A 21,770-nucleotide genomic window follows, 5' to 3' on the forward strand; every position below is an offset into this window, starting at 1 on the left:
GACCATCACTTATTTAAAAAAATATTTATCATGTTTTTTACAGTAATAAAGCGCCATCCTTAATCTCAAAAAATTCTGCACGCCCTTTTAAGGCATCAAATAAAAGACGATCTGTTCCTGTCATAAAGGTTTGCACAGCTAAATCATCAAGAATATCAAATAAAGCTGCACGTCGATGTGAATCAAGATGAGCAGCCATCTCATCAAGAAGAAGGATGGGAGCCCTTTCCGATATCATACCCGTTAAACGGGCATGACACAAAACCAAACCTGTCAACAGCGCTTTTTGTTCACCTGTTGAACAAGATGTTGCTGCTCTATTTTTATCCGCATAAAAAACTTGTAAATCTGTGCGATGCGGCCCTTCTAATGTCCGCCCAGCAGCACGATCCATCGCGCGATTACGCTGTAACAGATCACAAAATTGCTCTTCAACTTCAGTGGCTGATAGTTTCTTTAAAGCTGTTTCCAAAAAACCATCAATTTGCAATAAAGCCCGTGGAAAAGGTATCTGTGATGGCATTTGTGTAAACATGTCATTTAAAAGCCGAATAACATCAATACGCGCCGCAGAAATAGCTGTCGCCAATTCTGCCATCTGCTTTTCTAAAGCATCAAACCAAGCAGTATCTTCATTGCCATCTAAAAACAAACGATTACGTGCGCGCATCGCCCTATCATAATCGGCTATGCGGCGACTATGCAAAGGATCAATCGCCAAAACCATACGATCCAAAAAACGACGCCGCTCAAGCGAAGGGCCTGTAAAAAGACCATCCATTGAGGGTGTTAAGATACTAATATGACAGTAATCTGTTAAACAGTCACTTGGCTCACTCACACCATTAATATGGACCTTTCGACTGTTATCGCTAACCTCTAAAGCTGTACCAATCTTTACCTCACCATAAAGAGCACATTCAAGACATGCAAAGACAACAAACCCTTCACCTCCCCCATCTATAAAGCTAACATCAGAATATGCAGCCCGTCGCAAACCACGACCCGGCGAAAGAAAAGATAATGCCTCTAAAAGATTCGTCTTACCAGCACCATTATGCCCCGTGAAAACCACATGCTGGCCCGAAAAATGAATATTAAAAAAAGAATAATTGCGATAACGTAAAAGCTTTAGCTGTTTCACAGCCACTTTGTGCACATGACTTGCCATGCATTGCAAAACAATTGTCCCTAAACGCGAATAGGCATCAGCACATAAAGCACATCTGCATCATCATTATCACGAATCAAAGCTGGCGCTCCAGCTTCAGCCAACATAAAAACCATCTCATCGCTTGAAAGCTGCCCAGCAATATCCAAAAGATAACGTGAATTAAACCCTATCTCAAGTGGTTCAGATGTATAAGTTACGGATAATTGATCTTCCGCACTACCTGAATCAGGACTATTCACAACAAGCCTTAATTGTCCATGCTCAATCGTTAACTTAACTGCACGCCCCCGATCACTTGAAATCGTTGAAACACGATCAACTGCAGAAGAAAAATCCTGCCTATTAACAACTAATTCTTTATCATTTCCAAGAGGAATAACACGTTGATAATCTGGAAATGTTCCATCAATTAACTTTGACGTAAAAATCACAGAACCTACAGAAAAACGAATCTTTGTTTCTGAAAGCTCTATACATACCTCACCATCATTTTCTTCTGAAAGAAGCTTTTGCAACTCTCCTACAGCTTTACGAGGAACAATAACACCGGGCATTCCCTCAACTCCTGAAGGAGCTTCCATCTCAACTTGCGCCAAACGATGACCATCCGTTGCCACCAAACGCAGTTTAAAAACATCATCATGAATAACATGGAAGTAAATACCATTAAGATAATAGCGTGTTTCTTCAGTAGAAATGGCAAATTGCGTGCAATCAAGCAAATGTTTCAACCCTGATGCCGATAGAGAAAAGCGATAACCAAATTGCCCAGGAAGAGACTCTGGAAAATCTGCCTTTGGAAGACATTGAAGCTGAAAATGCGCACAACCAGAAACAACGGACATTGTATTTGCTTGGCTCTCATCAACGGATAATACAACTTCATTGCCATCAGGAAGTTTACGAATGATATCATAAAGCAAATGTGCCGGAACAGTTGTTGCTCCTGCCTCTTCAACATTGACTGTAAAAGATTCTGTAACCTCTAAATCAAGGTCTGTTGTTTTTAACTGTACATGACTATCTTCTGCATCAATCAGAACATTTGACAAAATAGGAACAGTATTACGGCGCTCTACCACACGGTGAACACGACCAAGAGACTTAAGAAATTGATTGCGATCCACTGTAATGCGCATAAAAGCCCCATATGATTTACCAAAAACGATAAGAATTCCTTAGAATTAAAATAACAGACCCTTTTTTAAAGAATCGCCTGCTAGAGTTTATTAAACCTCTTTTAAAATGGCAAGTCACTCCTGCATAAGAAAAAACAAATCCTTTCATTCAATCTCTTAAAGTTTCTTCAAAAAAAGAAATGATAAATGCTATACAGCTTGTTCTCCAATCAACCGCTTCAGTAATTCAAGCTCCTTGGCCAAGGTCTGATCACCACAAACCAAATCTTCAATTTTACGCACAGCGTGTAAAACTGTTGTATGATCACGCCCACCAAAACGGCGTCCTATTTCTGGCAACGAGCGAGGCGTTAATACTTTCGCTAAATACATTGCAATCTGCCGTGGTTTTACAACCGTCCGTGTTCGACGATTAGACAACAAGTCCTGTTTGGAAACATTATAATGGCGTGCTACTGTACGCTGAATTTCTTCAATCCGAATGCGCTTAGGTTCACCTGGACGTGTCAAATGACCTAATAACTCATCAATCCGTTCTAAAGATAAATCAGACTCAAAAGACTGACGAAATAAGAGCTGGTTAAACGCGCCTTCAATATCGCGCCCTGACCCTAAAACCGTTTTCGCAATATAGTCCAAAATATCATCAGAAATCGATACCATGCTATCATCTTTTTGTGCCACCTTCAACCGCTGGCGCAACATTTGCAAACGCATTTCATAGTCTGGTGCCTCAATTTCAAGGGCAACCCCTCCTTGAAGACGAGACCGAACGCGAAGATCAAGCGATTCTAATTCCGCTGGTGGACGATCTGCAGCGACAACAACTTGTTTTGCACTATCAAGCAACATATTAAGTAAATGGCAAAATTCATGTTGTATCGACTTACCCTGCAAAAACTGCATATCATCAATAATCAAAAGGTCGATATCGCGAAGCTGTTCTTTAAAAGAAAGAGCATCATTATCACGAATAGCTGTTGCAAAACGCCACATAAAATATTCAGCCGTTAAATAAATAACACGCGCAGATGTTAAACGTTTCAATGCAGAAGCAGCAATCGCTTGAAGCAAATGTGTTTTTCCTAAACCAACAGACGCGTGAATAAAAAGAGGATTAAAACGCAAAGCACTTTTATGCCCCTCTGCTATTGAACGTGCCGCCGCTAAAGCAACACGATTAGATGCCCCCTCAACAAAGCTTTCAAAAGTATAACGAGAATCAAGCGGAGATCCAAAAACTCCCGCTTGAGAACTTTTTACTGAATGCTCTACACAATTCTCAACAAAAGATGAACTTGCCGGCTCCTCCAGTACAACTGAAGGTGCGCTTGTTTTACAAACAACATCTCTTGAAACCCGCTCCATACCGCGAACGATAACTTCAACACGAAGAATTGCTGAATTCTCTTGTTTCCATAAATGAGTCAAAAGAGAACCATAGTGATTATTAATCCATGAACGTAAAAAAGCTGTCGGAACAGAAAGTTTTACAAGAGTATGACTATACTCAGCAAGCTTCACACGACCAAACCAACTGGTATAAGCCTCAACACCAACCTGTGCCTTTAATTGCGCCATAACACGTATAAAAGCCGCCGCACCCTCCTCCTCTGAAACAATAGAATGCCCTATAGAAGCATTTCTACAAACAGCCCCATCACTCTCTGCCATTCTATTCTTTATTATGTTCTCTGCCGACAGGATATTCACCGAAACCCTTTTAAAGGAACTAGCTTTAGAGTTCAATTTATCCACCATCTTCCATCCTGATAAAAATAAAATTTTGTCCTACCAAACAGCTAAAATAAATCTAGCGAAGGCAAAACGCCCTACCCCAAATAAGATTACTCATCCTCCCCTAGGATAGCCTCATCACAACCCCACTAATAAAGATGACCAATAAGATTTACTTGTACTCATGATATGACCCACCCTTCTAAAATGGTAAACATACCAACCAAGAGAACTAAAAAAACCATCCAAAAATCTACCCAACACAAAAGCTTTTAAAAAGCCTAAACCAAAGATTTTATATTCAACAAAATATAGGATAATGTGCTGATGTGACCCCTTCATGCTTTTTAGTTTTCATAAGAACCATACAAAACAGCAGAGGTAAAATGCAAGAGGTCAAAATACAATCAAAAGCTCCAAAAAAATGCTGTAAAAATGCTTATTTCAATGAGGAATGAGAAAAATAGTTGATTCAATTCATTTTTTTTTTTTGAATTTACCAATCATTAAAGAATCTCTTCAGATTAAAAAAAAAAAATAAAATGCTTGACAAAAAAGACTCTGTAAAAATCCACAAAGCTTGTGGATAACCATACTCCCCCCTATAAACTTTCTCTCCTTTTTCAAGAGGAGAATCGCAGTCGATTCCTGCTTTCAATAGAAACTTTTTGAAACAATAAAAAAAGCCAGCACCCTTACGGACACTGGCTTGACTCTTAATAAAACAGAAAAATCTTAAACGCTGAGAGCCTTTAAACGCTTCGCTAAACGTGATACTTTCCTCGCAGCCGTATTTTTATGAAAAACGCCTTTAGAAACCGCACGCATAATCTCAGGCTCAAAATTCTTAAATGCAATTTCTGCCGATGCTCTATCGCCCCCTGCTAGAGCATCATCAAACTTACGCATAAAAGTACGTACGCGTGAACGGCGGGCCTTATTAACCTGTGTGCGTGCTGCAACCTTGCGCACCGCTTTTCGAGCAGAAGGTGTATTCGCCATAAATATAATCTCTCTTTCAACACCTTGGTAAAATGATTCTCAATAACAACTCTACCAATGTAAACAAACCTAACTCAAGCAAAACTATAAAGCTGCCTATAACTCATGTGGCTTATAGCGCAATGTCAAAGCCAACGTCAATTAAATTTTCAAAGACAGGCATAAAAAACAAAGCCAAATTCTTTGATCCTCAACTTTATAGCTTAATTGTTTAAAGATATTCCTCAACGAACAAAGGCATTTAAACAGCTAGCTTGCGCAAGACATATTGCAAAATTCCACCATGATGCAAATAATCTAGCTCATCTTCAGTATCAACACGGCATAATAATGGAACAGTTTTTATCGTACCATCAGAAAAAGTAATTTTTGCTACGGTCTTTTGACGAGGTTTCAAGTTATGAATACCTTCAATCGTTACCTTTTCATCTCCTTTTAAGCCTAAAGATTTCCAACTTACCCCCTCTTCAAAGACAAAAGGAACAATACCCATACCAACAAGATTAGAGCGATGAATCCTTTCAAAGGATTGTACAATCACTGCTTTGATACCAAGAAGATTAGTCCCCTTGGCGGCCCAATCACGTGATGATCCATTGCCATATTCAATACCCGCAAAAACAACGAGCGGAATACCTTCTTGTTTATACGCCATTGCTGCATCGTAAATGGTTTGTTCTACCGCTGAGGGATAATGAATCGTATAACCGCCTTCTCGACCATTTTCTCCTAACATGAAATTACGAATGCGAATATTGGCAAAGGTCCCACGAACCATAACTTCATGATTCCCACGGCGTGTCCCATATTGATTAAAATCAGCGACGCTAACACCATGATCCATTAAATACTTTCCAGCAGGAGAAGCAGCCTTAATAGAACCAGCAGGAGAAATATGATCTGTCGTTATTTTATCACCAAACAAACCTAAAATTCGTGCCTCCTTAATGTCTGGTAAAACATCTGGTGTTTTCTGCATATCATCGAAATATGGTGGATTACGAACATAGGTGGATTGCTCATCCCAAGAATAGGTAGATCCCGTAGGGATCTGAACTTTTTGCCAATTTTCATCACCCTTAAAGACATCTGCATACTTTTCAGCAAAAACCTTACGTGTGACATTTTCTTCGATAAACGCCTGTATTTCTTGAGAAGTTGGCCAAATATCTCTCAAGTAAACCGGATGACCATCTAAATCTTCACCAAGAGGTTCCTTGGTTAAATCTTTACACACCGTCCCGACAAGCGCATGAGCAACAACTAACGGAGGTGAAGCTAAATAATTTGCTTGCACATCAGGAGAGACACGCCCTTCAAAATTACGATTTCCTGAAAGAACTGCAGCAGCAATGACGCCATTGTCATTAATCGTTTTGGAAATAGCTGGATGCAAAGGACCAGAATTCCCTATACATGTTGTGCACCCGAACCCTACTAAGTTAAATCCTAATGCATCTAAATCTTTTTGCAGACCCGAATTTTTAAGGTAAGCTTCAACAACTTGTGAACCAGGTGCGAGAGAAGTTTTTACCCATGGTTTGCTTTTGAGACCTTTTGCCACAGCATTTCGTGCCAAAAGGCCTGCTGCAATAAGAACACTTGGATTTGATGTATTTGTACAGGAAGTAATCGCAGCGATCACCACATCACCGTGACTAAGCGTATATTCTTCACCTTCAACCGGATAATGCTCATCTTGTCCTGAAGTTTTCTTATAGTCTTCAACCAATGCCTTCCCAAAACCTTGTCCAACATTTTCCAATGCAATACGCCCTTCCGGACGTTTAGGACCAGCCATAGAAGGAACAACAGTTCCCATATCTAATTCAATTGTATCGCTAAAAATGGGATGAGCCACCTTTTCGTCATGCCACATCCCTTGTGCTTTGGAGTAAGCCTCGACTAAGGCAATCCGATTTTCATCACGCCCTGTCATGTTGAGATAACGCACTGTCTCCTTATCAATTGGAAAAAAACCACAAGTTGCTCCATATTCAGGGGCCATATTCCCAATTGTCGCCCGATCAGCAAGAGTCATATGCTCCAAACCAGGGCCAAAAAATTCAACAAATTTACCAACAACACCCTTCTGGCGGAGCATTTGGGTCACCGTTAGTACGAGATCGGTGGCTGTAACACCTTCTTTAAGCTTCCCTGTTAGGCGAAAACCAATTACTTCAGGTAACAACATAGAGACGGGTTGGCCTAACATTGCCGCTTCGGCTTCAATGCCACCAACCCCCCAACCTAAAACCCCCAAACCATTGACCATCGTCGTATGCGAATCAGTTCCCACACAGGTATCAGGATAAACCGTCTCATCCCCTTCTTCATTCTTCATCCACACACATTGTGCTAGATATTCGAGATTAACCTGATGACAAATCCCTGTTCCTGGAGGAACAACACGAAAATTTTGAAAGGCTTGTTGCCCCCATTTCAGAAAACGATAACGCTCACCATTGCGTTCATATTCATGCTCAACATTTTCCTTAAAAGCCATAGGAGTGCCAAAATCATCAACAATAACTGAGTGATCAATAACAAGATCAACAGGGATGAGAGGATTAATTTTTTCAGCGTTCCCACCAAGTTTGACCATAGCATCACGCATTGCAGAAAGATCAACAACCGCCGGAACACCCGTAAAATCTTGCATAAGAACACGTGCAGGACGGTAGGCGATTTCTGCCCCTGCGCTTCCTTTGTCGCTTAACCATTTAGAAACATTGAGGATATCTTCTTTTTTAACTGTGCGCCCATCTTCAAAACGCAATAAATTTTCGAGAATAACTTTCATCGAAAATGGTAAACGCGAAATGCCTTCAAGTCCATTCTTCTCCGCTTCGATTAAGCTATAATAAGTATATTCTTTGCCACCAACCTTTAACGTTCTGCGACAATTAAAGCTATCAATGTGAGTCATGACTGTCCACCCTCATACTATAAACCACCCAATTTCCAGGAATGAACAACACAAACTACGAGTCAAGGTCGCAGCTTGAGCGCAGACGCAATTACCTCCGCCATCCATTTCCCCCTCCACCTTTCAGTAGGTAAATGCGGAAATCAGCGCCAAAAACCATTCTACACCAGATCTTGATGTAACGTATCCCTTATAGAACTATTTCTAGAACTATTCTAGGGACAATTGCATAAAAAAACGTGTTTTTTTATGCAATAATGCAATAAAAAAGAGGGAAATATAAAAATAGGCAATCACATGGTGTTATCAGGCAAAGATTTAGCAGCTTACAGAAACGGGGAAATTCTGTTCAAAGATCTTTCTTTTTGTTTATTTCCACAACAACTGATGACAATCACCGGACCAAATGGCATCGGAAAATCTACATTATTGCGAATCATTGTCGGCCTTCTTGAAGCTGCTGAAGGTCATGTCATACTTAAAGATGATGAACAAAAATATCCTGTTGCCACTGCATGTCATTATATCGGGTCTCAAAATGCCATGAAACCTTTCTTATCTGTCATTGATAATTTGCAATTTTGGGCAGAGTTTTATGGACAGCCTCTGTACTCCCCCCATGAATCCCTTACCGATATTGGTCTTGCTGATCTTGAATATTTACCCTTTAACATACTGTCAACTGGTCAACAAAGGCGTGTCGCTCTTGCTCGTCTTTTGCTCTCCTATCGCCCTATTTGGGTTTTAGATGAACCGATATCAGGACTTGATAGCTATGCTCAAAAATGCCTGACTCATATTTTTCAGCGCCATCTCAATCAAGGAGGGATGATTATCGCCGTCACCCATCATTCCTTAGGTATTCCAGAAAACCATACAATCGCTCTGGAAAAATTTTTACCTCTCTAGGAGAGAATAAAATGAAAGCACTGTTCTGGCGTGATCTTAAACTATTATTAGCGCCACAAACCTCTTCGCTCACAGGATTATTGTTTTTCATCGCTGTTGTGATTATAACCCCCTTTGCCATTGGACCAGATCCAAAAATTCTTGCACAAATAGGTCCAGGGATATTGTGGTTTGGAGCCCTTCTCGCAGGACTTCTTAATCTGAACAAACTTTTTCAAATCGATCGCGATGATGGCAATCTCGACCAATTTATCCTTTCAGGACAAAGACAAAGTTTTATGCTAATTGTCTTTATCAAATGCATCGCTCATTGGGTAGGAACAATGCTTCCTCTCATTTTTACCACACCTATTTTAGCCCTCATGCTCCACTTAGATGTCACGATAACTTTTACAACAATACTTACCCTTTTATGTGGAACACCTGCTATTATTTTTATTGGCGCCATAGGAGCGGCGCTTGCAAGCTCATTGTTACATAGCACGCTTCTTATTTTTATCATTATCTTGCCGTGGATCATTCCAATTATGATTTTTGGCGTTTCTGCGGCGACAGCGCCAACAAATCCAAATGCCTCTTTTCTAACTTCCTTGGCTCTTCTTAGCGCTTTTTCACTGTTTTTGTGTCTCTTTAGCTCTTTTGTTGCCGCTCTAACGCTCAAGCTTTTATCCGAATAATAAAAGATGATTGCCGCATAGAAAAATTCTCCCTATTATGAATTTCATGAATGAACTATCGCCCACATATAAAATGAGGTCACTCCCTATAAGTTTTACCCGTTTTATGAAAATAAGCAAAATCATTTTACCATGGCTTGCCAGCATAACGTTATGTCTTCTGATCTTAGGGCTTATTTTCGTGATATATTCACCAGACGACTATCAACAGGGTATGACTGTTAAGATTATGTATCTCCATGTCCCTTTCGCGTGGTTGTCTACATTCTGTTATATAACGATGAGTGCAGCAGCATTAGGAAATTTGATTTGGAAATATCATCTTGCTGATGTAGCTCTCAAATGTGGAGCGCCCATTGGAGCAATTTTTACCGCTTTGGCCCTCATGACAGGAGCGCTTTGGGGGCGCCCTACATGGGGAACATGGTGGGTATGGGATGCACGATTAACCTCAGTTTTAATTCTGCTTTTTATCTACCTTGCCATTATCTTGCTTGGACGTGCTTTTGACAATCAAGTAAAAGCCGCTCGCGCGACTTCAATTCTTACCCTTGTTGGCTTTGTTAATATCCCTATTATTAAGTTTTCCGTTAATTGGTGGAATACACTGCATCAACCAGCCTCCTTATTACGTGCTGGAGGACCAACAATCGACAATACTATGTTATGGCCTCTTATAACCATGTTATTTTGTTTCGTCTTTATGTTTATTGCGCTTTATTTGATGGCTATGCGAAATGAAATCAACAGCCGTTATATCAAAATACTTCAGATTAAAAAATCCCGTCGTGCACAACAACAGGACTCTTCATCATGCTTGACCTAAATGGCATCCATAGCGGACTTTTAGGAAACTTATCTCAGAAAATCGATTTTTTCCTTGGTACCCTTAAACACAAGCAAATTGTTGTTTTAAGCTATACCCTTTCTGCAATATCCCTCCTCTGTCTTATTGGCTATATTCTTTGCAAGAGCATCTACCAAAAAAAAATTCTCCAACAATTAAACAAAAAAGAACGATCACAAAAAGAAAAATATAATGAAGAACATCCCTCCCAAACTTAAAAAAAATATATCTTTGCCTGTTTTCTTTGTTCTTTTTGGACCATTAATGCTTTTTCTTCTTCTCATGGTGTTTTTTTTCAACTTTATGCATAAAAAATATCCGCAAGATCCTTCTCTTCTCCCAAATGCATTAGCTGGAAAACCAGCCCCCGAGATATACCTTCCCCTTCTTAATCAGGAAAGTTATCTTCATTCAAAACAATTTAAAGGACGTGTCACATTGATCAATTTTTGGGGGTCTTGGTGTTTACCCTGTCGCGAAGAACATTCTCTTCTTATGAAAATTGCACAAGATAAACGTTTTGATCTGATTGGTATTAATTATAAGGATAACAAAGCAAACGCTCTGCGCTTTTTAAATCGTTTTGGTAATCCTTTTAAATTGATTGGCCTTGATATTTCAGGATATACAGCTATTGACTGGGGGGTATATGGACCACCAGAAACCTTTCTCTTGAACAAAGAGAGCATTATCATCGCCAAGCATGTTGGTCCCCTAACATGGCAAATTTATCAAAAAAAAATTCTCCCCAAAATTGAACAAGCAATCGTAATAGAAGAAAATAAAATATCAACATATTGATTTATAAATATAATTTACCATTTCTCTCGATTAAACGAAAACACTAAATACTATGAGATTTTTTTCAAATTCTTTTATCTTGAATCAAAAAAACAGCTTAGAAAAGGTTAAAAATGCCTTTTCGTGTATTTTTAATATAAGTATAATGAACAGCTTTTTAAATTTAAAAATACAAGAATAAATAAAGAAGCTCTTTCAAGAGGAAAAAATATCTTTTACAGGACACTCTTTTTTAAAAAGTATATCCAGTGAATAGTGATTTCAACAAAAAGATCATTGGCACACATCGAAAAATGCTAAAAAAAATATTCAAGAGATCATATGGGCTTATGCTTTAGGTTTTTACAGCGCCAATAAAATGGTTTTTTTGTAATCATCATTTTTATGAAGTTGATTATATTTTTTCTTCTAAAAATTCTTGCAGTGTAAAACGATACATTTTCGAGCAAAACTCGCATGTGACTGAAATATATTTATTTTTAACCATTTCATTTCGTTCATCACTGGGAAAGCTTTCCAGCATTCCTTTAATTTTTTCACGCGAGCAAGAACATTGGTCGACAAGAGAAAGCGGATTAAAAACTCTCACACCTTGTTCATGAAAAAGACGGAATAAGAGCCGTTTACTCCCTACTTGAGGATCTGTTAATTCTGAACTTTCAATCGTTGCCATGAGTATTTTAGCTTCTTGCCATTGGTTATCTAATTGGGTTTGGTCTTTCGTTTCTTCTTGCTTTTGATGAAGGTCATCTATTTGATGATGGGACGATGCTTGGGGCAAAAATTGTGTCAAAATACCCCCAGCTCGCCAGCTTTTCTGAGGTTTTCCTTGGTTGTCACGATTGATTAATATAGCAACAGCCAAACGGATATCCGTAGAAATTTGCTCTGATTGATCAAAATAAATACGAGCAGCTTCTTGTAAATTTGATCCATCTAATGCAACTATCCCTTGATAGGGTTGCATGTGAGGACCTTGATCAATCGTGAAAGCTAAAGTACCCTTTCCTAAAAGTGTTTCTGAAGAGATTTGATTATTATCTATGGCTTGTTTAAGTTGTTCTTTATCAAAACGAGCGTATCCCCGTAAACTGGAAGGAGGAGAAAAATCGCATACCAGCATATTAACCGGTCCATCCGAATGGGTTTGTAAAATAAATTTTCCCGTAAGCTTGAGAGAAGTTCCAAGTAAAACGGTCAAAACCAAAGCTTCTGCCAAAAGATAAGAAACTGGTTCAGGATATTGATGTCTGTTAAGAATAGAATTTAAAGCTTTACCAAGTTGTACAGCACGCCCACGAATATCTAATTCTTCGACTTGAAAAGGAATAACAGTATCATCTTCACTCAAATGGATATTGTTGAGAGGAGCTTCATCTGTGGTTTGTTCACACATATCTTTTCTTTGCCTTTTATATGATCTATTTTGCAAACGATTGTGAAGAAAAAAATGCATCTTGTAAACACCATGCAAGAATTGCTTTTTGAGCATGAAGACGGTTTTCAGCTTCATCAAAAACAACGGAATGTGGTCCATCTATCACAGCATCAACAACCTCTTCACCACGATGAGCAGGAAGACAATGCATGAAAAGAGCATTGGGTTTGGCTAATTTCATTAAAGCTTCATTGACTTGATAAGGCTGAAAGGCAGAATGATCACGGGCCCGAAACTCTTGTCCCATGGAAAACCATGTATCGGTGATAATACAGTCAGCATCTGTAGCAGCCTTTTGTGGATTATACGTTAATGTAATATGAGCTCCTCGTTCACGTGCCCAGTGAACAAATTTTTCTTGTGGTTCACAACCTTTTGGAGTGGCAATACGTAAGTAGAAATGAAAAAGAGCAGCTGCTTCAATTAAGGAGTGAAGCACATTGTTACCATCTCCTATCCATGCAAATGTTTTTTTTGCAATTGGTCCACGATGTTCTTCATAGGTCAAAATATCTGCTAGAATTTGGCAAGGATGTGTATCATCTGTAAGGGCATTAATAACAGGAATTTGTGCATATTGTGCTAATTCAAGCATTCGATTATGTGTTGTTGTTCGTATTGTAACAATATCTACAAAACGCGATAAAACGCGTGCTGTATCAGCAATGGTTTCACAATGACCAAGTTGCATCTCTGAACCTGTGAGCATGATCGTATCACCGCCAAATTGGCGCATACTGATATCAAATGAAATACGGGTTCGTGTGGAGGGTTTTTCAAAAATCATCGCCAGTGTTTTACCAACAAAAGGTTTAGATCCTTTCCCTGCTTTAAAAGATGCTTTAAGGATTTTTGCATAATCGATCAAAGCACGTGCTATTTGCGGGGTTAAAACGGATAAATCAGTGAAATGACGAAGAGCATTTGTCATGTTTATGATACTTGCCTTTTTATTTATTTACGAAAGAGTAGCAATTGCTTTTTCAATACGATGCAAAATTTCATCGATTTCTTTTTCCGTGATGATAAGAGGAGGCAATAAGCGCACGACATTATTGTTGGCACTCGTACAGAGAACATATTCCTTTTCTAAGGCATCCACGACAACATTTGTAGGTACAACACATTGAATACCTATCATAAGACCTACTCCCTGAATTGCACAGATAATATCAGGATAGCTATTGAGAATCTTTGAAAGTCCATGTTTTAGCTTATTGCCTACGTGCTGAACATGCTGGAGAAAACCTGGTTCTAGTATTGTATCAAGAACACTATTGCCGACCGCCATTCCAAGAAGATTTCCTCCAAAGGTTGAACCATGGGTCCCTGATGTCATACTTTTTGCAGCTTTTTCTGTTGCAAGACACGCCCCTAATGGAAATCCACCCCCTAGTCCTTTTGCAAGAGTAAGAATATCTGGTGTGATGTCACTCCATTCATAGGCAAAAAGTTTTCCTGTTCGTCCAATACCCGTTTGAACTTCATCTAAAATCAAGAGCAAACCATGATCATCGCATATTCTGCGCAAAAATCTTAAAGTTTCGTGAGGAACTGTTCGTATTCCTCCCTCTCCTTGTATAGGTTCAATAAGAATAGCGGCTGTATTTTTATTGATAGCGTTTCGCAAAGCGCTTTCATCACGAAAAGGAACTTGAATAAATCCATCAACTTTTGGACCAAAGCCTTCAAGATATTTTTTATGCCCAGTAGCAGCAAGCGCTGCAAGGGTGCGTCCATGGAATGCACCTTCAAAAGTAATAATTTCAACGCGTTTTGGATGGCCAGATGCGTAATGATAATGACGAGCCGTTTTGAACGCACACTCTAGTGCTTCAGCACCAGAATTACAGAAGAAAACTTTCTCAGCAAAGCTATTTGCACAAAGCCGTGCAGCAAAAGCCTCTTGTTCGGGTGATTGAAAAAGATTGGAAATGTGCCAAAGTTTTTCAGCTTGTCTTTTGAGAGCCTCAACCAACTTTGGATGTGCATATCCTAATGCATTAACAGCAATACCAGATGTCAAGTCGAGATAACGCTCTCCTTTATCGGAGATAAGCCATACCCCCTGCCCCTGTTTAAAATGTAAATTTCGTCGTGCAAAACATTCATAAAGTGGCTGTATAGAAATGGCATCCATCATAATTCCCTTTATATTTTAACCTTTTCAATATATATAAAAAGAGACACTACAAATAAAACAACTTGATACATTTCATTCCGGTGCTTTCAACATTTCGCTCGATTAATGATTACACCTCATGGAATAGATCATTACACCAATTGAAAAAAAGTCAATGAAGGTTCTAAAAATAAGCATTTTGGGAAAAAGCCTTAAATAAAAGTGAACGTTTAACCTATGATTGATTTGCAAGTTGGGGAAAACATTCTAAATAAACTTTTCAAGAGGCAAAGGCTCTTGTCATAGAGTGAGTGCATATTGTAATTTATACTATCGTTAAGCAAGATGATATGTTTTGATTTGTAAGTTCCACAGGTTGGATGATTTTTTATGCTCACTTAGAGTGTAAAATTCTTTCATTTAGTGCATTGAGAACATTATTGAAACATTTGAAGATGCAAAGGGGAAGCATCTTAGTGACGTAATCGGAATGGAGTGCTGATATGGGTTGGACATGTGAACGCGTTGAGCTTCTTAAAAAGCTTTGGAGTGAAGGGTTAAGTGCGAGTCAAATTGCCGCTCAATTAGGTGGGGTCAGCAGAAATGCAGTCATCGGCAAAGTGCATCGATTGAAGTTGCCAGGACGCGGAAAAACAGCACAGGGAAATACACGTGCGCAAAAAACTCCCGCAAGCAACCCATCATCTCCACGTGTGCGTCGCAACACCTCCACAGTATCGCCAATAAACACATCATCTGTCAACGTTGAAGAAACAACTTTAAAGACAGAGTTTGTAGCAGAAGATGTCAAAGAAGTTGATATGCCCACAAAATCTAATGTAGTGGTGCCTATATCACGGCAACTTAATCTGCTACAATTGAGTGAAAATACATGTAGATGGCCGGTTGGCGATCCATTATCAGCCGATTTTCATTTTTGTGGCGCTGATTCTGATGAAAATAGTCCCTATTGTGCTTTTCATGCTAAGCTAGCATTTCAACCAATATCTGAAAGACGGCGAATAAGGGTATAATATCCGCCGATATAATTTCGTATTCTGCGCCTTATGATTAAATTTCAATGATAGAATTATTATGAGAAAGAGATTTGATGAGTTTTTTAATGAATGAAAACGTTTCTTCATGAAAATATTCAACGAAATTGTATCTTTTAGTGCTATTGCGCAGCCATGTGTTATAAATTTACGCTCTTTTATTTTCACGATTCTCTTTAATTGAATTGTACAGCTTTTAAAACGATCTATAGCAATATCTTTTGAATAATGCAGTTTCTCAATCTATCATGTTTTTATTCTTTGTGTTCTAATAGCGTAATATCGTGATTTATAAAAATAATTTATCGTTTAACAACCTGAGTAAAATCCACAAATATATCTCTCTTATTTTAAGCTCTCTTATATTGAATCAATCAGAACCTTTGGTTTGCCTGTCATGTGCAAAGGGAGTCCATGCAGAGTAAAAACACTTTAAAAAAAGCATACCGCCAATAACCCCTCTCAAGTTCCAAGGGTTTTGCAATATTAGAGGCTAGAAAATGTGTGATCGTGTGGCTTACACTTTTATTAAGCATAAAAATGGAGATCTATAATTGATTTTATATGCTTCATGGAGATTACTATTGCATGCGCTCATGTCACAGAATAAGCTTGAAATTATTAAGAGATATTGCTCTAAAATAAGCTCGTAAATATGCAATATAAGTACATTCCTACTTGAAACGTTCTATTTTGTGTGAAGAGCGTAGGCCCAAAAGACACGCAATAAACAAAAGTATGACGCAATGCGTAGTGCATAAGATGAATAGTCTTTGTAATTCTTTATAAAAAATTAAAATAAGGAAATATTGTATTCAAAACTCTTATGCAATAGACAGAAATTATAAATTAATATGCCATCATGCCTCTTCTATGATCTATAATATACGAGATCCTTTAAAATAAATATTGAACCTGGAACAACTACAAATAGCATCACATTCCTTTTCTCGACACAAAACGACGCAGCCAAACATAAAGCGCACCTTCACCACCATGCTGACGCGCTGCTTGCTCAAACGCATGAACATAATATCGAAAAGCTGGTGTTGATAACCAATACGGAACAAATCTATATAAAGCTCCATCACTCCCAACAGATCGACCTTTTCCTGTAATCACAAGGACATAACGCAATCCACTCTGTTGAGAGGATTGTAGAAATTTTTTTAAGAGAAAATAAGCTTCTTCCTGCATATAACCGTGAAGATCAAGACGTGCCTCAATAGGATAACGACCTTGGGAAATTTTACGATGTGCAACATGATCAAAGAAATGAATTTTATGCACTTGTGTAACAGCTCTCTTTTCTTTTTTAATAATTGTTGAGCGTTGTTGATTTTCCTGCCTCCCTAGAGGGACTTGAGTTATGCACTGTTTTTTATCATTAATATTTGCAATATTTTCTGATATAGAAGAGAGCCTCTTATTATGAAGTGGTGTTATTGTGTGACAAACTCTCTCCCATAAAAGGCGATCTTGTAAAGCTAATAAATCTCTTTTTTGTCTCCATTCACTTGAGGGCATTTCAATTTCTCATAAATTATTGAGTACTTATAGAAGAAAAAAATACTTTAATTTTCATCTTCTGTAGCGAAAAGCTTCCAGTTTGGATCCGAAGATAGGCTATTACGAACAAACGTCCAAATATCCCTAATTTCTATAATAGCGTCGGAATCACCGTCTATACGCTCACCCTGTTCATTATAAGTAACAGAAATCATCTCACTGATAATACGTACTGTTAAAAGTTCATCCTTTTCTTGCATTGCCGCCGCAACAAACTCGATTTTATTAACTCCAACAAAAGTAAACTCTATTCTTTCTTTGTTTTTTTCTCGTTGTTCAATAGCAGAACAAAAGCTTTCAAAAACATCCTGACAAAGTAAGCTTTTAAGCTGACTTCGATCACCTTTAGCAAAAGCTGTGACAATTATTTCATAAGCAATCCCTGCACCTTTTATAAAAGATTGAGGAGAAAAATGAGGATCAATTCTACGCAGTGCGCGCAAATTTTCATTCAAAATACTCCCTTCTGGTGCAATCTCATCAATTTCACTAAAATCGCCTTTTTGTAAATTTTTTTGATGAGGGAACGAAACAATATTATCCGTCGTTTCTGCCTCAGCTTGCTTTTTAGAGTGACGTGAATAAGGATCAAAAGGAGGCTTTTCAAATCCAATTCGCTTCCCTAATACACTACGGAGTTGCACAAGAATAACAACCATAACAACAAGAGCGATGACAAGTATAACGTCAAATTCCATGGGCGCTGTCAATCTCCAAGCTTTAAGTCTGTAATAAACATTGCAGTCAATACCATTTATCAATAAATATGTAAAATAGGGAATCCTACCATTCAAATATTTTTATAGATTTTATATAAGGAATGCTTTTAAGAATTTCTCCTCTCCTCATTCCATAAGGAAATTTTCATGTGATAAAACTTTATTCTCTAAATCCTCGTTTTTTTGTCATTATCTTTCTCTGCATTCTTTTAATTGAGATCGCTGGTTTTATTTTTGTTGGTCAAGAAATTGGCATTTTGGCAACTTTAAGTTTAGTCATTCTCACAACCCTAGTTGGGGTTGTTTTATTGCGAATTCAAGGGATTAGCCTTTTAAAAAACATACAAAGTGAACTTATTCAAGGACGCACATTAGAAAATAATATTATTCATGATGCTTTCATCATATTGAGTGCGATTTTGCTTATTCTTCCCGGTTTTGTGACTGATCTCTTGGGAATATTCCTTCTTATTAAACCAATTCGCTCTGTTGCGTGGCATTTCTTTTCATCATTAAAAAACACAATAAATCCCAATACGAAAAGAAAAAATGACTCTGAAAAAATAATTGATCTTAACGCTGAAGATTACAAAGTTCATGATACAACAGAATCTCCATGGCGTAAAAATGATGATAACCGTTGAAAGTCCTAGAAAATCTGTAATGAATGAAAAAAAATAATCAAGATAAAGAGCGCATTCCTTGCAACCTTTTGCAAGGCGTGATAACCAGTTCGATCTTTAGATCTAAAATAAATATACATATTATAAATGAGAGAGGTTCGTCATATGGCCGAAGGTGAAATGAACAACAGTGGCGGAGAGCCGGTTTTTGCTGTATTAACGCAATATTTAAAAGATTTATCATTCGAAAACCCAGGTGCTCCCCATTCATTGCGTGCGCGTGAAAAATCACCACAAATTGATATCAATATTAATGTCAATGCTAATCCAATTGGTGATGACAATTATGATGTCGTTTTGTCTCTCTCCGTCAAAGCTAATGATAATACTGAAACCTTATTTCATGTAGAACTAATTTACGGAGGCGTCTTCCACCTTAAAAACATTCCACAAGAACATGTTATGCCTCTAGTCTTTATTGAATGTCCCCGTCTTTTATTTCCATTTGCTCGTCAAATTATATCTGATGCTACTCAAAATGGTGGTTTTCCACCTTTGTGGATTGATCCTATTGATTTTGCAGCTCTCTTTCAAAAGCGTCTCGCTGAAGAACAACAAGACAATCAAATACAGCCTTCTTAAAAAAATTGTTCTTTTGCTATCATAAAGCCCTTTAATATATTATTGATCTATTAAGGGCTTTTTTTCTTTAGATAACTTTTGCCGCATGATAAGCTGCAAGCATTGCAATATTGACAACATCTGTATCGCTTCCACTAAACGGTACAATTTGAACAGATTTTTCCAATCCAATTAAAATAGGACCGATGATGGTTGCTTCTCCAAGTTCTTGTAACATTTTGCTTGCAATAGAAGATGCGTGATAGCTAGGCATAACCAAAATATTAGCAGGCTCTGTTAATCCCATAAATGGATATTGCTGCATCAATTTGGAATTAAGTGCTACATCAGCACTCATCTCTCCATCAAACTCAAAATCGACTTTGCGTTCATGCAAAATATTAATCGCATCCTGAATTTGCTGTGTGACCTTCCCTTTCATATAACCAAACGTAGAAAACGCTAAAAACGCAACCCTTGGCTGATATCCAAATCCACGCACAAACGAAGCGGTTTGTTCCGCTATATCCGCTAGTTCTTTAGCATTAGGATTTTCATAAACAGCAGTATCCGCAATAAACACAGTTCGTCCACGGCAAATAGCCATTGAAATACCAATCAGTCGTTCTTTTGGTTTTTCATCAATTGCCCGACGGATATCAACCAGCGCCGTTTCATAATTGCGTGTCACCCCTGTAACCATTGCATCCGCATCTCCTAATGCCACCATACACGCAGCAAAATAATTTCGATCATTATTGATACGTCGATGACAATCGCGCAACAGCCAGCCTTGACGCTGCATCTTTTTATAAAGATAATTTGCATAAGCATCTGTACGACAGGAAAGCTTAGCATTCATAATTGATATACCTTCACGCTCCAGATCAATTCCAGCGATAAAAGCCGTTTCTCTTACTTGCTCTTCACGACCAACCAAAATCGCTTTTCCTAATTGTTGATGAACATAGGAAACAGCAGCCCGCATGACTTGCTCTTCTTCACCTTCTGCAAAAACAATTTTTTTTGGCGCTTGACGAACATGGTTATAAATCCCACGCATCATTGAAGAAGTAGGATCACGTCTCGCATTCAAATCGCGCTCATAAGCCTCTAAATCATCTATGTTCTTTTGCGCTACACCGCTTTTCATCGCTGCTTTTGCTACCGCGATTGAAACAACCGTAAACAAACGTGGATCAAAAGGAACAGGAATGATATAATTTGGTCCAAATTTCAACCGCTTTCCATGATAAGCTTCTGCAACACTGTCTGGAACTTCTTCATGGGCTAAATTAGCAAGAGCTCTTGCCGCAGCAATCTTCATATCTTCATTAATAACGGTTGCACGCACATCAAGTGCACCACGAAATATATAAGGAAAACAAAGAACATTGTTAATCTGATTTGGATAATCCGAACGACCTGTCGCAACAATGGCATCATTACGCACTTGCATAACTTCTTCTGGGGTAATTTCTGGATCGGGATTAGCCATAGCAAAAATAATCGGCTGCGGTGCCATGGACTTTACCATTTCAGGAGTCAGTGCACCTTTAGCAGAAACCCCGAAAAATATATCTGCCCCTTCCATTGCTTCGGCAAGTGTGCGTTTATCCGTTCGGATAGCATGAGCAGATTTCCATTGATTCATTCCCTCTTTGCGTCCTTCATAAACAACACCTTTGGTATCACATAGGATGATATTTTCAGCTCTAAATCCCATCGCCTTAATCAATTCAATACAAGCAATGCCGGCGGAACCAGCACCATTACAGACAAGCCGCGCATTTTGCATATCACGCCCTGTTAGCTTCAAAGCATTGAGCACACCAGCAGCGACAATAATTGCTGTACCATGTTGATCATCATGAAAAACAGGAATATTCATCACCTCGCGTAAGCGACTTTCAATCATAAAGCACTCAGGCGCCTTAATATCTTCAAGATTGATGCCGCCAAAAGAAGGTTCCAAATGGCGCACTAAATTGATAAAATTCTCTGGATCATTTGTATCAATTTCTAAATCAATGGAATCAATATCGGCAAAGCGCTTAAAAAGCACAGCCTTACCTTCCATCACAGGCTTAGATGCGAGCGCACCTAAATTGCCTAAGCCTAGAATAGCTGTTCCATTTGATATAACAGCAACAAGATTGCCCTTTGCTGTGTAATCATAAGCCAATGCTGAATTTTGAGCAATTGCCTTAACGGGAACTGCAACACCTGGGGAATAAGCAAGGGCTAAATCATGCTGTGTTGCCATAGACTTTGTTGCAACAATCTCAAGCTTTCCTGGTCGACCACGACTATGAAAATCAAGAGCTTCTCGTTCGCTCGCACTGTAAATCGTTTGATACATTTTCTGATCCTGCTCGCTCTTTTTCATCTCACTTTATTTTCTCCAA

At 38.5% G+C, this 21,770-nt stretch carries 19 protein-coding genes; 8 read left to right on the forward strand and 11 right to left on the reverse strand.

The window, feature by feature from the left end; all coding sequences use genetic code 11:
* Nucleotides 1–37: 37 nt before the first annotated feature.
* The 5 genes from recF to acnA form a co-directional block, all read right to left on the reverse strand.
* The gene (gene recF / locus FS875_RS03550; protein WP_144753120.1) at nt 38–1,171 is read right to left on the reverse strand and encodes a DNA replication/repair protein RecF; all 1,134 of its coding nucleotides are present in this window, start codon (nt 1,169–1,171) and stop codon (nt 38–40) included.
* A gap of 20 nt (nt 1,172–1,191) precedes the next feature.
* The gene (gene dnaN / locus FS875_RS03555; RefSeq protein WP_144753123.1) at nt 1,192–2,313 is read right to left on the reverse strand and encodes a DNA polymerase III subunit beta; all 1,122 of its coding nucleotides are present in this window, start codon (nt 2,311–2,313) and stop codon (nt 1,192–1,194) included.
* A 189-nt stretch (nt 2,314–2,502) separates the two neighbouring features.
* Nucleotides 2,503–4,074, reverse strand: a complete 1,572-nt coding sequence (gene dnaA, locus FS875_RS03560) for a chromosomal replication initiator protein DnaA (RefSeq protein ID WP_144753126.1) — start codon at nt 4,072–4,074, stop codon at nt 2,503–2,505.
* Between the two features lie 711 nt (nt 4,075–4,785).
* Nucleotides 4,786–5,052 carry a 30S ribosomal protein S20 gene (gene rpsT, locus FS875_RS03565; protein ID WP_144753129.1) on the reverse strand — a complete coding sequence of 89 codons (267 nt, stop codon included), beginning with the start codon at nt 5,050–5,052 and terminating at the stop codon, nt 4,786–4,788.
* 241 nt (nt 5,053–5,293) lie between these two features.
* Nucleotides 5,294–7,981 (reverse strand): aconitate hydratase AcnA, encoded by a 2,688-nt coding sequence (acnA, locus tag FS875_RS03570; RefSeq protein ID WP_144753132.1) that lies wholly within the window; start codon nt 7,979–7,981, stop codon nt 5,294–5,296.
* A 297-nt stretch (nt 7,982–8,278) separates the two neighbouring features.
* Between acnA and ccmA the strand changes: the two genes are divergently transcribed.
* Genes ccmA through FS875_RS03595 form a run of 5 tightly spaced genes read left to right on the forward strand, consistent with a single transcriptional unit; the run spans nt 8,279 to nt 11,215 of the window.
* The gene (gene ccmA, locus FS875_RS03575) at nt 8,279–8,890 is read left to right on the forward strand and encodes a heme ABC exporter ATP-binding protein CcmA (RefSeq protein ID WP_144753135.1); all 612 of its coding nucleotides are present in this window, start codon (nt 8,279–8,281) and stop codon (nt 8,888–8,890) included.
* 11 nt (nt 8,891–8,901) lie between these two features.
* Nucleotides 8,902–9,567: a heme exporter protein CcmB gene (gene ccmB, locus FS875_RS03580; protein ID WP_144753138.1), complete on the forward strand. Its 666-nt coding sequence runs from the start codon at nt 8,902–8,904 to the stop codon at nt 9,565–9,567.
* Between the two features lie 46 nt (nt 9,568–9,613).
* The gene (locus FS875_RS03585; RefSeq protein WP_144753141.1) at nt 9,614–10,393 is read left to right on the forward strand and encodes a heme ABC transporter permease; all 780 of its coding nucleotides are present in this window, start codon (nt 9,614–9,616) and stop codon (nt 10,391–10,393) included.
* Nucleotides 10,381–10,632, forward strand: a complete 252-nt coding sequence (locus FS875_RS10450) for a heme exporter protein CcmD (RefSeq protein ID WP_144753144.1) — start codon at nt 10,381–10,383, stop codon at nt 10,630–10,632. Before FS875_RS03585 ends, FS875_RS10450 begins: the two co-directional genes overlap by 13 nt.
* Nucleotides 10,607–11,215, forward strand: coding sequence for a DsbE family thiol:disulfide interchange protein (locus tag FS875_RS03595; RefSeq protein WP_144753148.1), 609 nt, complete (start codon nt 10,607–10,609; stop codon nt 11,213–11,215). Before FS875_RS10450 ends, FS875_RS03595 begins: the two co-directional genes overlap by 26 nt.
* A gap of 394 nt (nt 11,216–11,609) precedes the next feature.
* On the opposite strand, the gene FS875_RS03600 is transcribed toward FS875_RS03595, so the two are convergent.
* From FS875_RS03600 to FS875_RS03610, 3 genes are read right to left on the reverse strand one after another with little or no spacing between them, the layout of a single operon-like run.
* On the reverse strand, nt 11,610–12,611 hold the full coding sequence (locus tag FS875_RS03600) for an Hsp33 family molecular chaperone (RefSeq protein ID WP_144753151.1): 1,002 nt from the start codon (nt 12,609–12,611) through the stop codon (nt 11,610–11,612).
* Between the two features lie 25 nt (nt 12,612–12,636).
* Nucleotides 12,637–13,584, reverse strand: coding sequence for an ornithine carbamoyltransferase (gene argF / locus FS875_RS03605; protein WP_144753155.1), 948 nt, complete (start codon nt 13,582–13,584; stop codon nt 12,637–12,639).
* A gap of 27 nt (nt 13,585–13,611) precedes the next feature.
* A complete protein-coding gene (locus FS875_RS03610) occupies nt 13,612–14,793 on the reverse strand; it encodes an aspartate aminotransferase family protein (RefSeq protein ID WP_144753212.1) in 1,182 nt (393 codons plus the stop codon).
* 485 nt (nt 14,794–15,278) lie between these two features.
* Here FS875_RS03610 and FS875_RS03615 point away from each other — a divergent pair, with 485 nt between their 5' ends.
* Nucleotides 15,279–15,809, forward strand: a complete 531-nt coding sequence (locus FS875_RS03615) for a GcrA family cell cycle regulator (protein WP_144753158.1) — start codon at nt 15,279–15,281, stop codon at nt 15,807–15,809.
* 957 nt (nt 15,810–16,766) lie between these two features.
* Here the strand turns inward: FS875_RS03615 and FS875_RS03620 are convergent.
* Both FS875_RS03620 and FS875_RS03625 read right to left on the reverse strand, forming a co-directional pair.
* Complete coding sequence (locus tag FS875_RS03620; protein ID WP_144753161.1) at nt 16,767–17,357, reverse strand: Smr/MutS family protein; 591 nt, start codon at nt 17,355–17,357, stop codon at nt 16,767–16,769.
* A gap of 47 nt (nt 17,358–17,404) precedes the next feature.
* The gene (locus FS875_RS03625; protein ID WP_144753215.1) at nt 17,405–18,097 is read right to left on the reverse strand and encodes a Tim44/TimA family putative adaptor protein; all 693 of its coding nucleotides are present in this window, start codon (nt 18,095–18,097) and stop codon (nt 17,405–17,407) included.
* 170 nt (nt 18,098–18,267) lie between these two features.
* On the opposite strand from FS875_RS03625, the gene FS875_RS03630 reads away from it, so the two are divergent.
* A complete protein-coding gene (locus FS875_RS03630) occupies nt 18,268–18,762 on the forward strand; it encodes an FxsA family protein (protein WP_144753164.1) in 495 nt (164 codons plus the stop codon).
* A 144-nt stretch (nt 18,763–18,906) separates the two neighbouring features.
* Nucleotides 18,907–19,383 carry a protein-export chaperone SecB gene (secB, locus tag FS875_RS03635; RefSeq protein ID WP_144753167.1) on the forward strand — a complete coding sequence of 159 codons (477 nt, stop codon included), beginning with the start codon at nt 18,907–18,909 and terminating at the stop codon, nt 19,381–19,383.
* Between the two features lie 67 nt (nt 19,384–19,450).
* Here the strand turns inward: secB and FS875_RS03640 are convergent, their stop codons facing one another.
* Nucleotides 19,451–21,751 (reverse strand): NADP-dependent malic enzyme, encoded by a 2,301-nt coding sequence (locus FS875_RS03640; RefSeq protein WP_144753170.1) that lies wholly within the window; start codon nt 21,749–21,751, stop codon nt 19,451–19,453.
* Between the last annotated feature and the right edge of the window lie 19 nt (nt 21,752–21,770).

The organism is Bartonella saheliensis (assembly GCF_902162175.1).

Coding starts and splice junctions, on each gene's coding strand:
- rpsT (WP_144753129.1), bottom strand. CDS start 5,052: ATGGCGAATACACCTTCTGCTCGAAAAGCGGTGCGCAAGGTTGCAGCA.
- ccmA (WP_144753135.1), top strand. CDS start 8,279: ATGGTGTTATCAGGCAAAGATTTAGCAGCTTACAGAAACGGGGAAATT.
- FS875_RS10450 (WP_144753144.1), top strand. CDS start 10,381: ATGCTTGACCTAAATGGCATCCATAGCGGACTTTTAGGAAACTTATCT.
- ccmB (WP_144753138.1), top strand. CDS start 8,902: ATGAAAGCACTGTTCTGGCGTGATCTTAAACTATTATTAGCGCCACAA.
- FS875_RS03600 (WP_144753151.1), bottom strand. CDS start 12,611: ATGTGTGAACAAACCACAGATGAAGCTCCTCTCAACAATATCCATTTG.
- FS875_RS03615 (WP_144753158.1), top strand. CDS start 15,279: ATGGGTTGGACATGTGAACGCGTTGAGCTTCTTAAAAAGCTTTGGAGT.
- FS875_RS03625 (WP_144753215.1), bottom strand. CDS start 18,097: ATGGAATTTGACGTTATACTTGTCATCGCTCTTGTTGTTATGGTTGTT.
- FS875_RS03585 (WP_144753141.1), top strand. CDS start 9,614: ATGAATGAACTATCGCCCACATATAAAATGAGGTCACTCCCTATAAGT.
- secB (WP_144753167.1), top strand. CDS start 18,907: ATGGCCGAAGGTGAAATGAACAACAGTGGCGGAGAGCCGGTTTTTGCT.
- FS875_RS03640 (WP_144753170.1), bottom strand. CDS start 21,751: ATGAAAAAGAGCGAGCAGGATCAGAAAATGTATCAAACGATTTACAGT.
- argF (WP_144753155.1), bottom strand. CDS start 13,584: ATGACAAATGCTCTTCGTCATTTCACTGATTTATCCGTTTTAACCCCG.
- FS875_RS03620 (WP_144753161.1), bottom strand. CDS start 17,357: ATGCCCTCAAGTGAATGGAGACAAAAAAGAGATTTATTAGCTTTACAA.
- acnA (WP_144753132.1), bottom strand. CDS start 7,981: ATGACTCACATTGATAGCTTTAATTGTCGCAGAACGTTAAAGGTTGGT.
- dnaA (WP_144753126.1), bottom strand. CDS start 4,074: ATGGTGGATAAATTGAACTCTAAAGCTAGTTCCTTTAAAAGGGTTTCG.
- FS875_RS03610 (WP_144753212.1), bottom strand. CDS start 14,793: ATGGATGCCATTTCTATACAGCCACTTTATGAATGTTTTGCACGACGA.
- dnaN (WP_144753123.1), bottom strand. CDS start 2,313: ATGCGCATTACAGTGGATCGCAATCAATTTCTTAAGTCTCTTGGTCGT.
- recF (WP_144753120.1), bottom strand. CDS start 1,171: ATGGCAAGTCATGTGCACAAAGTGGCTGTGAAACAGCTAAAGCTTTTA.
- FS875_RS03595 (WP_144753148.1), top strand. CDS start 10,607: ATGAAGAACATCCCTCCCAAACTTAAAAAAAATATATCTTTGCCTGTT.